The following is a 13,266-nucleotide window of genomic DNA, read 5'->3' as shown; positions in this document are numbered from 1 at the left end:
GCGCCGGGGGCGGTCCGCTCCCGCCCCCGGCCCACCCCCGTTGAGAGGTACACGTGACTGACCTTCCGCACACCTACACCGACGACAGCGGCGTCACGCTGCACGTCGCAGAGGACCTGCTCGTCATGACCGCCCCGGGCGGTGGCGACGGGCCGACCGAGATCCCCATGCTCACCCCCAAGGGCGACGCGGCTGTCGAGCTGCTCGCCGCCCTCGCGGAGGCCGCCGGGCTCGACGACACCGACGAGGGGCCGGGCCCGTGCCGGGCGTGGACCACCCACCCGCACCACCCGGGCGCCCCCCTCTACTGCGAGCACTCCAGCGGCGACGGCCACGGCGGACTCCACTACGCCGACGTCGCCGGGCGCACGCGCACTTGGGACGGGGACCGGCTCCCCGAGCGGGACCTCGTCGAGCCCGGCGACGAGGTGCCCGACCTCGCAGAGCTTCACGGGTGGGTGGAACGCCTGGACCGGGACCTGTCCGACACCACGAAGGCGGTCACGCAGCGTCTGGCCGCCATCGAGGAACGCCTGTCCCCGGCCGACACGAAGGCCACGCCCGCCTCGACGCCCGCCTGGTACCAGGACAAGGACGGCGACATCTGGGGGCAACGCCCAGACGGCCGGTTCGCCATGGTGCGGAGCCGCGACGGCAGGCCCGCACCCTACTTCAAGCCGCGCACTCTGGACGCCCTCGACGACCGATACGGCCCCCTCACCCGCGTCGACGACGCCGCCCCCGCCGGGGGTGCCGAATGAGCTGGCACAACGGCCTCATCTGTGCTGTCGACGCCGAGACGACCGGTGTCGACATCGAGTCCGACCGGATCGTCACCTGGTCCCGCTGGATCATCGACCCGTCGAAGGGTCGCAAGACCCACGCCGGGTGGTTGGTCGACCCCGGCATCGAGATCCCCGAGGGCGCGACCGAGATCCACGGTGTGACGACCGAGCAGGCCCGCGCGGACGGGCAGGCCGCCGCGTCGGCGGTTCGGGAGATCGCTGGGGACCTCGTGTCGTGGTCACGCGACGGGGCCGTCACGGTCGCGTTCAACGCCCAGTACGACATCAGCCTGTTGCACCGCGAGTGCCTCCGGCACGGCCACATCGAGGAGGCCCTCGGGTTGGCGAAGCTCTGCCCCGTCGTCGACCCGTTCGTGATCGACAAGGGTCTCGACCGGTTCCGGAAGGGCAAGCGGAAGCTCGTCGACGTCGCCGCCCACTACGGGATCGAGCTGACGGAGGAGGACGCCCACGGGTCCGCCGCCGACTCCCTGGCCGCCGCCCGGGTGGCCTACGTGCTCGCCGTCCGCCACGGCCACATCGGGCGGATGCCCGCCGACGCGCTCCATGACCTCCAGGTCGAGTGGAAGGCCACCCAGGCCCGCTCCCTGGAGCGCCACCTCCGCAAGACCGACCCAGCCGCCGTGTGCCCAACCGAGTGGCCGCTCGTACCCGTCCCCGACCACGTCCAGGAGGCCATCCAATGAACCGCCGCCCAGCGCCCTCCCCGGCCGCCGCCTGGCTGGAGACCCGCTACGACCTCGCCGTCGCCCACCAGCGCCGCCGCACTCGGCTCGACCGTCGCCTCCAGCGCACCAACGCGTGGCCCGAGCGGATCCGCATCACCCGCGACATCGACGCCACCCGACGCCGCCTGACCGACCTGGGAGCCCTGTCCTGATGCCCACCCCGAACACCTCCCCCGCCACCGCGGGGGAGGTCCCCACCACCAGCCCGGCCGCCCTCGGCCTCGACCTGTCCCTCACCTCGACGGGCGTCGCCTCCTCCCTCGGATGGGCCGAGCGGATCCGCCCCCGCGCCCGGGGCCTGGAGCGCCTCCGGACCATCGTTGGCCGCGTCCGCGGCTACGCCTCCGCCGACCACTACGCCCTCGCCGTCATCGAGGGCCCCGCCTACAGGCGCGCCACCCAGAACGGGCATGACGAGTTGGCCGCCCTCCGGTGGATGGTGCGCGACGTGCTCGACCGGTCCGGGTTGCCCGTGGCGATCGTGCCGCCGTCCACGCTCAAGCTGTTCGCGACCGGGCGTGGGAACGCCGCTAAGGAGGACGTGGCCGCCGCCATGGACGCCCGACACACCGGCCTGGGCCTCCTGGAGAACAAGCGCTACGACGAGGCCGACGCCCTGGCCCTGGCCGACATGGGCGCCGCCTGGCTCGACTCGTGGTGCCTGTCCCCCGCCCACCAGCGCGCCATGGGCGGTGTCACCTGGCCCGCCGGGGAGGTGACGGCCCGATGAGCCGCGAACCGCACCCGATCATCACCCAGCTGCGCGCCGCCCGCGAAGCCGCCGGGCTCTCCCGGCCCCACATCGCCGACCGCGCCGGACTGGTCACCCGCTCCATCGAGCGGTGGGAATGGGGCACCCAGTCCCCCACCCTCGACACCCTCACCCAGTACGCCCACGCCCTCGGCCTCGACCTAGCGCTCACACCCCGGGCCGTGCCGCCGCCCGACGACGGCGAAATCACTTGCGCATGCGGGTGCGGACGCACCGGCCCCCACAAGGGCCGCGGCCTCGTGTCCACCTGCTACTCCCGCGCCTACCGGAACGGGCGCCTCGACGACTACCCGCCCCAGCCGGTCCCCCTGGAGAAGCTCCAGGAACGGGGGGTCCGCCACCTGACCGCCGCCCTGGTGGCTGCCCGGCAGGCCCGCATGGAGGACTACGTGTGGCTCCGCTCCGAGGGGGTCACGCGCCGCGAGGCCGAGCAGCGCCTCGGAGTGTGCCGCCGCACCGTCGGACGGTGGCACCGCCGCCTCCGCGCCTCAGGTGCCTCCCACGACTGGCTGCCCATCCTCCCCGACCACCACCGCACCGGCCGGGGAGAGACAACCGCCGCCTGACCTGACCACCGCCCGGGGCCGCCCGCCCGGCCCCGGGCCCCACACCCGGGGGACCCGCTCATGACCTACGCCCAGGCATACACCGCCCACCAGCGCGCCGCCCGCGACCGCCTCCAGGCCGCCGCCAACCTCGCCCGCGGCGACTCCAACCGGGCCGAATCCGTCGAACTCGCGCGCGCCCAGATGCACCACGAGATCGACCACGCCGCCGCCGACCTCCTCGCCCAGATGCCCGCCCCGCACCGGCCCATCCTCCGCACCCCCACCTACCGGCACACCACCCAGGAAGACCGCTGATGGCCTGGTTCAAGGTCGACGACCGCGCCCACTCACACCCGAAAATCCTCGCCGCAGGCACCGCCGCGTTCGGACTTTGGGCCCGATGCGGTTCCTACGCGGCCGACCACAACACGGACGGCGCGATTCCAAAAGCGGTCGCCCGAATGTACGGCTCCGCCGCCATGGCGCGCGCCCTGGTCGCCGCCGGGCTCTGGCACACCACCGGCCATGGATGCGACCGCTGCGAACAGCCCCCGACCGGCGATTACGTCATTCACGACTACCTCGAATACAACCCGTCGAAGGCCGACGTGGAGGCCGAGCGGGCCGCCGCCCGGGAGCGGATGAGGAACCGCCGTTCGCGGAATGTTCGGGCGAACACCAGCGGAACGAACGCCGCACGTTCGGGTGGTGTTCGACTTCCCCGACCCGACCCGTCCCGACCCGGGGTTCCTACGGAACCCTCCCCCCCTACCCCCACAGGCACCCAACCCGCCACACCCTCCTCCGACGGGGAGGGGGAATCCACCACCCTCCTCACCCTCGTGCGCGAACAAACCGGCGTCGAACACGACCAGGCAGAGGCCGTCCTCAACCACATCCGCGACCGCCACCAACCCCGATCCCTGTCCGCCTACGTGCGCAGCATGGCCGCCCGCGGCACCCTCACCGACGTCCTCCACGAACTCGCACCCGCCCGGCCCCGCATCAGCCCCCGGGACGAATGGATGTACCGCCAGTGACCAGCGCCCCGCCCGACCACGACCTCGACACCGAGCGGGCTGTCCTCGGCGCCATGCTCGTGTCTGAGAACGCCGCCACCACGGTCTCCTCGATGCTCACCCCCGGCGACCTATTCGGCATCCACCGCACCGTGTACGCCGCCATCCAGACCGTCCGCCACCGCGACGGCGACTGCGACCCACTACGCGTCTGGGAACTCCTCAAGACCGACCAGGGCGTACAGAACGCCGGGGGCCTGTCCTACCTCGCCGACCTGCCCGGTGCCTGCCCCGTCCCCGCATCCGCCGGGCACTACGCCAACACCGTCCGCGCCATCGCAGTACGGCGCCGACTCCACTCCACCGCCCTCGGTATCGCCGCCGACGTCGCCGCCCAGGTGGCCACCGACGACGCCCTCGGCCACGTCTCCGGACTCGCCGAGAAGGCCATCCAGGAATTCGAGGCCGTCCGCGACTACGAAGCCGGAGAAGACCTCACCACACCCACCATCCAGGAGTTCCTCGACGTGCCCGAAGAGCCCTACGACTGGATCATCCCCGGCCTCCTGGAGCGCGGCGACAGGTTCGTCCTGACCGGCATGGAAGGGCTCGGCAAAACGACGCTGTTCCGGCAGATGGCCGTCACATGCGCCGCCGGGATCCACCCGTTCACCGGCGTGCCCATCCCGCCCAAGCGGGTGCTGATCATCGACGTCGAGAACTCCGCCACCCAGGCCCGCCGCGCCCTGCGCCCCCTCTGGGCCAAGGCACACACCCTCGAAACACAAGAGCCCGCCGAGACGAACCTGTGGATCGAGGTCCGCCCCGAGGGCCTCGACCTGGCCGCCGACCGCGACGTCAGTTGGCTGCTCCGCCGGGTGGCCGTGCTCAAGCCCGACATGGTCGCCCTCGGCCCGCTGTACCGACTCGCACCCCGCGCGCTCAACTCAGACGACGAGGCCGCCCCGATCCTCGCCGCCCTCAACCTCGTCCGCGCCCGAGGGTGCGCGCTCCTCCTCGAAGCCCACGCCGGGCACGCCACCCAAGGATGGGGCGGCAAACGCGACCTCCGCCCCCGCGGCTCCAGCGCCCTCCTCGGCTGGCCCGAGTTCGGATACGGCATCCGCCCCTCCGACGCACCCCACAGCCAAGGCCGAGGCCGCCGCGTCGAACTCGTCTCCTGGCGCGGCGACCGCGACGAACGCGAATGGCCCGAAGAACTCGAATCCGGCGGCGACTGGCCCTGGGCCGAAGCCCTCCCCTCCGGATTCGTGCCCACCAACCCGTATGCGAAGTAGCCCAGCTCAGCGACCGGTCGCCGGGGCTGCCCGCGCGATACGCCTGCGCGAAGCGGCCCCCGCCCTCCCCTCCTCGTCGTCCCGCTCACCCTCGGAGGACCCGAACCCGATGCCCGGCGGAATCTGCACCACACCCGAATGCGACCAGCTCGTCGCCGACGCGTTCGTCTGCTCAACGTGCGCGCACCGGCTGACCGTCGCCCTGGCCGACGTGCCCGACCTGCTCGACGAGCTGGACGTCGACCTCACCCGGCAGGCGCGCCGGCCCCGCCAACCGGGTTGCCGGCCCCCCGGCGCGGAGCCGCCGCTCCCGTTCGACGTGTCCGCGAGCATCGCCCGCGACGCCCTGGTGTCCACCCTCCGCACCTGGTGCCTGATCCTGGGCGGCGACGTCCTCGGCACACCCCCAGCCGACGACGGGCCCGGCCTGGCCGCTCATCTCGCCGCCCGCCTGGAGGACATCCGGCATCACCCCGAGGGCGGTACGTGCGTGGACGAGATCGGCGCCGCCGTCACCCAGGCGCGCGACGACGTCCACCGCGCCGACCGCGACCCCAGCACACTCGCCGGACACTGCCCCGACTGCGGACGCGCCGTGTACGCCCGCCAGGGCGCTCCCTACGCCCGCTGCCGCGCCGACGGGTGCCCCGGGGTGGTCGACACCGCCACGTGGCGCGAATGGGCGCTACAGGACATCTCCCACCGGGCTCTCACCGCCACCAACCTCGTGCGCGCCCTCACCGCCCTCGACCACCCCATCAACCTCAACACCGTCAAGTCCTGGATCCGCCGCGACCGCCTCGTCGCCGTCGACACCGACCCGCTCGGCCGCTCCCGCTACCTGGTCGCCGACGCCCTCAACCTCGCCAACCCCGACCGGAAGGAAGCCTCATGACCACCGACCACTCCCCGCGCCCCAACCCGCGCGGCGCACTCCTCGGCGCGCTGCTCGCCCTCGTGTTCGGCTACCTCGCCTGGACAGGGTGGCCAACCGGCGACTGGCGATCCCTCGCCGCCGTCCCCGCGGCGTTCCTCGCCATCCTCGGTGTCGTCGCCCTCGCCGACGCCCTCCAGGCGGTACCCCGTGACACGAGGGGACGCCGCATCCGCTGACCAGCCAAAACCTGCAACGCCCCGTAGTGTCACCACCCCCTGCAACCCTGGATTGCAGCGCCACACGTGTACCCAGGCCCACAGCGCACTCCTGGACCACGGCGCCCGACGGCCTGAGCAGCCGCCCCACAGCCTGCTCGGGCCGCCGCCATCCCCAGGGGAGGTGACCACGTGTCCACCGCCCGCCGCCAGTTCGTCGGCGACCCCGCCATCGAAGCCCGCGCCCGCCAACTCCACGCGAGCGGGATGGGCCGCAACGAGATCGCCCGCGAACTCGGTTGCGGCGCCGCGACCATGACCAAGCTCGCCCGCAAGCTCAACCTCACGTTCGACAAGAAGATGACCGAGGCCGCCACCCGCGCCCGCGTCGCCGACGCCAAAGCAGCCCGCGCCGACCTCGTCCTCCGCCTCTACCACCAAGCCCACGCCGCCCTCGACGTCCTCGACCAACCCACCCACGACCTCGTCGAAGTCAGCGCGGGCAAGGCGGTCAAGTACACCGCCACCCGGCTCCCCGCCCAGGACGTCAAGGCGTTGGTGCAGGCGTCCACGCACGCGGCCGAGAAGGCGCACCGCCTGGAGCTGGCCGACGCCGACCACATGAACCTGCCCGCGGTCGACGCCTGGCTAGACGCCATGACCGACGGCACCCAGTCCGCCCCGCCGGACACGACCGGGGGGTGACTGGCCGTGGCCCAGCTCCGCCCCCTCGTCGGCAAACAGACCGAGTCCGTCCGCCTCGCGACCGCCCGCATGAACCTCTGGGAAGGCACCGTCCGGTCCTCCAAGACCGTGTGCTCCCTCATCGCGTGGATGCGGTTCGTCCGCCAGGCCCCGCCCGGCAACCTCCTCATGGTCGGCAAGACCGAACGCACGTTGCGCCGCAACATCATCGACCCGCTCATCGAGATGCTCGGCGAGAAGCGGTGCAAGCTCAACGCCGGAGAGGGCACCCTCATGCTCCTCGGCCGCAAGGTGTACATCGCCGGGGCCAACGACGAACGCGCCCAGGAGAAGATCCGCGGCATGACCCTCCTCGGCGCCTACGTCGACGAGCTGTCCGTCCTCCCCGAGTCGTTCTGGGAGATGCTGCGCACCCGCATGAGCGAGCAGGGCGCCCGCATCCTGGCCACCACCAACCCCGAAGGCCCGTTCCACTGGCTCAAGGTCAAGTGGCTCGACCGCGCCCGACTCTGGCTCGACCGCGACGGCCGCACCCACCACCGCGACGACGACTCGGTGCCGCTCCACCGGTTCAGCTTCAAGCTCACCGACAACCCGCACCTGGACCCCGACTACGTCGCCGACCTCGTCGCCTCCAGCGTGGGGCTCTGGTACCGGCGGCTGATCCTGGGCGAGTGGGCGCTCGCCGAGGGCGCCATCTACGACGCGTTCAACCCCGACACCCACGTCGTCGACACCCTGCCCGAGATCACCCGCTGGATCTCGTGCGGCGTCGACTACGGGACGACGAACCCGTTCGCCGCCGTCCTCCTGGGCGTCGGCGCGGACCGGCGCCTGTACGTCACCTCCGAATACCGGTGGGACAGCAAGCGCGAGCGCGCGAAGAAGACCGACGCCCAGTACTCCCGCGCGTTGCGCGACTGGCTCGCCCGCGTCCCCCGCCCCGGCGAACTGACCGGCGCCGACCACGCCCAGGCGCGCGGCGTCCGCCCGGAGAAGACCTACATCGACCCGTCCGCGGCCAGCTTCATGACCCAGCTGTGGGCCGACCGGTACCAGGGCGCCGCCGCCGCCAACAACGACGTCCTCGACGGCATCCGCGCCGTCAGTTCGGTGATGGGCCAGGACCGGCTCCGCGTCCACCGATCATGCCGCGGGCTCCTCGACGAACTGCCCGCCTACGCGTGGGACGACGACGCCGCCGCCAAGGGCGAAGACGCCCCCGTGAAGGCGTTCGACCACTCCTGCGACGCCCTCCGGTACGGGCTGCACTCCTCCGCGTGGCTGTGGCGCGCCATCCTCCGCCAACCCATCGTCGACCTCGCCGCATAGGAGACACACCATGTCCGACCACTGGCCGCCCCGCGTGGGCGACACCGTCCACTACGTGTCCCACGGCTCCCCCGTGCTGCCGAACGGGTCGCAACGGTACCGGTCCGTGTGCCGGGCCGCGATCGTCGCCGCCGTCAACACCTACGACGAAGGCACCCCCGAGGAAGGGCACTACGGAACCCTCACCCTCGCCGTGCTCAACCCGTCCGGCCTCTTCTTCGACGAGGTCACCAACGGCGTCGGTGACCCGGCCGACGGCGCTATCGGCGCGCACTGCCACACCGGAGGCCGCGCGTACCCCGGCGGCACCTGGCACGTCCCCGAAACCGGCGACTGATGCCCGCCGCCTACGTGGTGCGTCCCCGTACCCTCTCGCCGCACATCCGCCCGCACGCACCCACCGTGTACGACGTCACCGAGGCGCACACCACCCGGCCGGTCCCCTACGGCGTGCACACCTGCCCGCACCGGGCCCGCGCGCACGCCGACCGGCTGACCCGACAGGCCGCCACCGAGGAGGCCCGCTCCGCCGCCGACCTACGGAAACTCACCGAGGGGAGGTAACCCGTGCCGCTCCCCACCGAAGACACCCCCTGGCCGCCGCCCGCGCTCACCCCCGTGTACGCCGACATGGCCGAAGCCGACGTCTGGTACACCGGCGACAAGCGCGCCCTCGCCGACTACTACGGTAAGGCCGTCCAGCGCGACCGCGACCGGCCCAGCGTCGAGGCCCGCCTCTGGGCACAGCACCGGGCGCTCGACCAGCCTGAGAGGCGCGTGCACGTCCCCATCGCCGGAGACATCGCCACCGCCTCCGCCGACCTGCTGTTCAGCTCCGCGCCAACCATCCGGTTCGAGGACACCACCACGCAGGACCGGTTCGACCAGCTCGCCGAGGACGGCGGCATGCACATGCGCCTCCTGGAGGCCGCCGAACTCGGCGCCGCCCTCGGCGACTCCTACCTCGCCGTCGTGTGGGACCGCGACGCGGTACCCGACCGGCCCATCCTCACCTCCTGGTCAGGGGACATGGCCGTCCCCACCATCCGGTACGGCCGCCTGATCGAGGTCACGTTCTGGCGCGAACTCGCGCGCGAGGGCGACACCGTCGTGCGACTGCTGGAGCGGCACGCCGTCGAGGCCGGGGCCGGGCTGATCGAGTACGGGCTGTACGAGGGCACGTCCGCGAACCTCGGCCGCCAGATCCCCTACAGCAACCACCCGGACGCCGAACACCTCGACGCCCTGGTCGACGAGAACGGCCGCCAGTTCACCCGCATCCCGTACCTGACCGCCACCCACATCCCCAACGCCCGCCCCAACCGCCGCCACCGCGGCTACCACGGCCGCAGTGACTACGCCGCCCCGGTCTACGACGAGTTCGACGCGATCGACCAGACCATGACGTCATGGATGCGCGACATCCGGCTCGGTAAGGGCCGTCTGGTCGTCCCTCAGGGCGCGCTGACCGACCTCGGGCCGGGGCAAGGCTCGTATTTCGACATGGACCGGGAGGTGTACGAGGAGCTGTCCCTCGACCCGTCCGCCACTGGCGCGTCCTCCATCACCGTTGCCCAGTTCGCGATCAGGGTCGAGGAGCACCGGGCCACGATCGATCACCTGCTGGCCACCACCGCGCGCGCGTGCGGCTACAGCCCCAGCACGTTCGGGCTGGCCGAGCAGGGAGAGCGCACCGCGACCGAGGTCGTCGACCGCAAGTCCCGCAGCATCAGCAGCACCGACCGCAAGGGCATGTACTGGAAACCCGCCCTCCGCCGCATCACCCAAGCGTGGATCGCGCTCGACCGCGCCCACTTCAGTGACTCCGACTCGGTTGAGGTCGACCCGCCCACGGTCGAGCTGGCTCCCCCGGAGCGGCCGTCGGAGGAGTCCGAGGCGCGCACGATCCAGATGCTCCGCGGCGCGGAGGCGATCAGCACGTGGCTGGTGGTCAAGCGCCAGCATCCGGAGTGGGGCGACCGCGAGGTACAGGAAGAGGTCGACCGGATCCACGCTGACCGCACCACCGACGCCGACCCGTGGACGGACGGCGCCCGCGTCGCCGGGAACCTCCTCGGCGACCAGGGCGACGGCCCGCCCGAGGGTGACCCCGACCAGGAGTGACCCAAGGGGGTGCGCGCCGTGCCTGGTGTGGACCCCGACGACATCGACGACATCGCCGCCGCCGTCGCCGCGATCTACCGGGAGGGTGAACTCGCCGTCGCCCGGCAGATCGGCCGACACCTGGCGCGCTACCCGGGTGCGCCGACCGCGTCCGTGGGCGAGCCCCGGTTGGAAGCCCTCGGCCAGCTGCGCCGCGCCGTCGAGGCGATCCAAGCGGGCTTGCTCGCCGACGGGTCCCGGGCGATCCGGGAGGGTCTCGCGCGCGCGTGGCAGCTCGGCACCCGGTCGGCCCTGGTGGACATCCCCGACGCCTGGTTTCCGGCGTCCGGGATCAGCCGGGAGGCCGAGGCCGCCCGCCGACTGGTCCCCCAGTCCGGCGCGATCGAGGCTCTCGCCGCCCGGATCGTGCGCGACGTCGGCGACGTCGTCGAGAACATCCTCCGCCAGGCGCTCGACGCGTACCGGGTCGCCGTGACGGGCGGGCTCGCGCGCATGTTCGCGGGCGGGCAGACGCGCCGGGAGGCGACACAAGCCGCGTGGGCGCGGCTGGTCGACCAGGGCGTCACCGGGTTCACGGACAGGAGCGGGCGCCGCTGGCGGCTGTCCTCCTATGTGGAGATGGCCGTCCGCACCGGATCCGCGCGCGCCGCCGTCGAGGGACAGTCCGACCGGCTCGCCAGCCTCGGCCTCGATCTCGTCTACATCTCCGACCACGTGCAGGAGTGCGAGCTGTGCCGCCCGTGGGAGGGCCGCATCCTGCACCGGGTGTCCGGTCCGGCCGGGCCCGTGCGAGTCGAGCACGCGATCGAGGACGACGTCTTCATCACGGTCGACGTCGCCGGGTCCGTCGCGGACGCGCGGGCGGCGGGGGTCTGGCACCCCAACTGCCGCCACTCCATGTCCGCGTACCTGCCCGGGGTGACCCGGGTACCGCAGGGCCGCCCCGACCCCAAGGGGTACGAGGCGCGCATGCGTCAGAGGGAGATCGAGCGGTACATCCGGAAGTGGAAGGAACGCGAGGCCGCCGCGTCGACCGACGACGCGAAGAAGTTCGCCCGGAAGAAGGTGGCCACCTGGCAGGCCACCATGCGCCGCCACCTGGCCGACCACCCCGGGCTCAAGAGACTCAGCTACCGGGAGCAGCCCGGAGGCGGCAACACCATCCGGCGCCGCGACTGGTCGCAATCCGGGTGGGACCCCGCCGGACCCATCGGCCCCGACGTGCAGCCCGCCCTCGACGGCGGTCCCGGCGAGCAGGTGCGCCGTGCACCGCGCATCGACGAACCCGACGCCGCCCAGGCCGCGCCCGCCGAGGTGACCGACGGTCAGCTCACCCTCGACGACGCACCTACCGTCGCGGCGACGTCCGCGCCCGCCGACCCGGCCACCATGACCGGCGCCCAGCTTGACGCTGAACTCGCCGCACTGATGGCCGCAGGGGACTACGACTCGCCGCGGTTCGCCGCCCTCATGGCGGAGATGGACCGCCGCGACCAGGCCGGGGCTGAGCCCAACGAGGTACCCACCCCGGCCCCGCGCGCGGTCGAGGACATGTCCGACGACGAGCTCGCCGAGGAGATCGGCCGCGCCTACGCCGAGGAGGACTACGACCGGGCCGCCGCGATCGAGGCCGAACTCGACCGGCGTGCCGCCCAGGCCGAGCTGGCACCGGCCGCACCGGATCCCGTACCGGCCGCCGAGGACCTCGACCCGATGTGGGTCATGTTCCTCGACGACGAGGAGCTCGCCGACCAGCTCGCCGAGGCACGCGCGACCGGGCACGCCCACAACATCGAGGTCCTGGAGGCCGAAGTCGAGAGCCGAAGGGAAGGGGACGAAGCTGCACGGCTGGAGGCCATGACCCCGGCCGAGCGTCGCCGACATGAGCGGGAGGAAGCCCAGCACGCGGAGATTGAGCGTCTGGCCACGGAGGAGGGTTGGCCGTGGGAGGAGGCCGCGGCCGAGGTCCTCGGCACGACCGTCGAGTCGATCAGGCGTCAGGAGTTCACGCGGGCGCACCGTGTCGGCGACGACCGGCGCGACTTCCGCACACTCGCCCGTGAGGCGTACCGCGAGGAGGTCGCCCGCCTGTACGTGATGGCCGAGAACGCCACCAACGGGTATCTGCTCACCCCGGAAGGCCAGGCGCGCGGTATCGACCCGGAGTCGCTTTTCAGCGGCCCGCGGGCGCGCGCGGAACGGTGGGCCAGCGAGGAACTGAAACGCTGGTGGGATGCCAACGGGCGTACTACATTCGAGGAGTACGTCGAGTCGATCGAGCAGGGCCGCCAGACCGGCGACCCCGGCCAGGACTACAACCGGTAGGGAGCGCCCCGTGTCCGTCACAACCGACCTGGCCCGCGCCCGCGCCGCCGGGATCCGCGCCGCACGCGAAGGGGCCCGCCGCACGGCGAGCCCCTACCGTCCCGACGGGCCGACCGCCCGCGAGCGCATGCTCTGGCGCGCGTGGAACAGCGGCTACGACACCGTCAAGCCGTTCCCGGTCGACTACTCCGGTTGACGGCGCGGCCGTCCGCCGCCAGCACCCCGGCCAGGCATCCCCGACCGCCACACCCGCCACTCGTCGAGGCGCTCCTCGGCCCACCCCAAGGTGTCGCCGACCGCCACATCCGGCGCGGGCGCCGCGTGGTCCGATCCCGGCGGGTAGCGGGTGAGCCACTGGGACACCGTCCGCCCGTCGACACCGAGGGCGCGTGCCACGTCGCGTGTGCCGAGGTACCGGGTGGTGGTCGGGTATCTGTCTACGGTCGCCATGATCGTCATTCTGCCGCCTCCTGGTAGACGCGAGTGAGCCCCGGCCGGTCGGCCGGGGCGGGGTGGG

18 protein-coding genes are annotated in these 13,266 nt (G+C 72.7%); 17 read left to right on the top strand and 1 reads right to left on the bottom strand.

Translation table 11 applies throughout. From position 1 onward, the window contains the following. Window positions 1–53: 53 nt before the first annotated feature. The 17 genes from ACTVAJ_RS26860 (at window position 54) to ACTVAJ_RS26780 (ending at window position 12,945) form a co-directional block, all read left to right on the top strand. Window positions 54–761, top strand: a complete 708-nt coding sequence (locus ACTVAJ_RS26860; RefSeq protein WP_470391062.1) for a hypothetical protein — start codon at window positions 54–56, stop codon at window positions 759–761. Then, the gene (locus ACTVAJ_RS26855) at window positions 758–1,492 is read left to right on the top strand and encodes an exonuclease domain-containing protein (RefSeq protein WP_470391061.1); all 735 of its coding nucleotides are present in this window, start codon (window positions 758–760) and stop codon (window positions 1,490–1,492) included. Before ACTVAJ_RS26860 ends, ACTVAJ_RS26855 begins: the two co-directional genes overlap by 4 nt. Then, entirely contained in the window at window positions 1,489–1,686 is a 198-nt protein-coding gene (locus ACTVAJ_RS26850; protein WP_470391060.1) for a hypothetical protein, read from the top strand. The genes ACTVAJ_RS26855 and ACTVAJ_RS26850 overlap by 4 nt, the downstream gene beginning before the upstream one ends. Next, window positions 1,686–2,264 (top strand): hypothetical protein, encoded by a 579-nt coding sequence (locus ACTVAJ_RS26845; protein ID WP_470391059.1) that lies wholly within the window; start codon window positions 1,686–1,688, stop codon window positions 2,262–2,264. Before ACTVAJ_RS26850 ends, ACTVAJ_RS26845 begins: the two co-directional genes overlap by 1 nt. Continuing rightward, window positions 2,261–2,872: a helix-turn-helix domain-containing protein gene (locus ACTVAJ_RS26840; RefSeq protein WP_470391058.1), complete on the top strand. Its 612-nt coding sequence runs from the start codon at window positions 2,261–2,263 to the stop codon at window positions 2,870–2,872. Before ACTVAJ_RS26845 ends, ACTVAJ_RS26840 begins: the two co-directional genes overlap by 4 nt. 60 nt (window positions 2,873–2,932) lie before the next feature. Continuing rightward, complete coding sequence (locus tag ACTVAJ_RS26835) at window positions 2,933–3,169, top strand: hypothetical protein (protein WP_470391057.1); 237 nt, start codon at window positions 2,933–2,935, stop codon at window positions 3,167–3,169. Beyond that, on the top strand, window positions 3,169–3,894 hold the full coding sequence (locus ACTVAJ_RS26830) for a hypothetical protein (protein ID WP_470391056.1): 726 nt from the start codon (window positions 3,169–3,171) through the stop codon (window positions 3,892–3,894). Before ACTVAJ_RS26835 ends, ACTVAJ_RS26830 begins: the two co-directional genes overlap by 1 nt. Beyond that, window positions 3,891–5,171 (top strand): AAA family ATPase, encoded by a 1,281-nt coding sequence (locus ACTVAJ_RS26825; protein WP_470391055.1) that lies wholly within the window; start codon window positions 3,891–3,893, stop codon window positions 5,169–5,171. Before ACTVAJ_RS26830 ends, ACTVAJ_RS26825 begins: the two co-directional genes overlap by 4 nt. A 109-nt stretch (window positions 5,172–5,280) precedes the next feature. Continuing rightward, window positions 5,281–6,066, top strand: coding sequence for a hypothetical protein (locus tag ACTVAJ_RS26820; protein ID WP_470391054.1), 786 nt, complete (start codon window positions 5,281–5,283; stop codon window positions 6,064–6,066). Then, complete coding sequence (locus tag ACTVAJ_RS26815) at window positions 6,063–6,284, top strand: hypothetical protein (RefSeq protein ID WP_470391053.1); 222 nt, start codon at window positions 6,063–6,065, stop codon at window positions 6,282–6,284. The genes ACTVAJ_RS26820 and ACTVAJ_RS26815 overlap by 4 nt, the downstream gene beginning before the upstream one ends. 171 nt (window positions 6,285–6,455) lie before the next feature. Continuing rightward, a complete protein-coding gene (locus ACTVAJ_RS26810) occupies window positions 6,456–6,968 on the top strand; it encodes a hypothetical protein (protein WP_470391052.1) in 513 nt (170 codons plus the stop codon). Between the two features lie 6 nt (window positions 6,969–6,974). Then, window positions 6,975–8,300 (top strand): PBSX family phage terminase large subunit, encoded by a 1,326-nt coding sequence (locus ACTVAJ_RS26805; RefSeq protein WP_470391051.1) that lies wholly within the window; start codon window positions 6,975–6,977, stop codon window positions 8,298–8,300. A 10-nt stretch (window positions 8,301–8,310) separates the two neighbouring features. Beyond that, entirely contained in the window at window positions 8,311–8,637 is a 327-nt protein-coding gene (locus tag ACTVAJ_RS26800; RefSeq protein ID WP_470391050.1) for a hypothetical protein, read from the top strand. Then, window positions 8,637–8,864, top strand: coding sequence for a hypothetical protein (locus tag ACTVAJ_RS26795; RefSeq protein ID WP_470391049.1), 228 nt, complete (start codon window positions 8,637–8,639; stop codon window positions 8,862–8,864). Before ACTVAJ_RS26800 ends, ACTVAJ_RS26795 begins: the two co-directional genes overlap by 1 nt. 3 nt (window positions 8,865–8,867) lie before the next feature. Then, complete coding sequence (locus ACTVAJ_RS26790) at window positions 8,868–10,424, top strand: phage portal protein (protein ID WP_470391048.1); 1,557 nt, start codon at window positions 8,868–8,870, stop codon at window positions 10,422–10,424. Window positions 10,425–10,442: 18 nt separating this feature from the next. Then, window positions 10,443–12,749 (top strand): phage minor capsid protein, encoded by a 2,307-nt coding sequence (locus ACTVAJ_RS26785; protein ID WP_470391047.1) that lies wholly within the window; start codon window positions 10,443–10,445, stop codon window positions 12,747–12,749. 10 nt (window positions 12,750–12,759) lie between these two features. Next, a complete protein-coding gene (locus tag ACTVAJ_RS26780; RefSeq protein WP_470391046.1) occupies window positions 12,760–12,945 on the top strand; it encodes a hypothetical protein in 186 nt (61 codons plus the stop codon). Here ACTVAJ_RS26780 and ACTVAJ_RS26775 read toward each other — a convergent pair. After that, complete coding sequence (locus ACTVAJ_RS26775) at window positions 12,933–13,199, bottom strand: hypothetical protein (protein WP_470391045.1); 267 nt, start codon at window positions 13,197–13,199, stop codon at window positions 12,933–12,935. The two genes, ACTVAJ_RS26780 and ACTVAJ_RS26775, sit on opposite strands and share 13 nt — an antisense overlap. Between the last annotated feature and the right edge of the window lie 67 nt (window positions 13,200–13,266).

The sequence above is a fragment of the Nocardiopsis sp. KDC1DS13DA1 genome (genome assembly GCF_055632325.1).
This window is presented reverse-complemented; position numbering and strand designations above follow the sequence as displayed.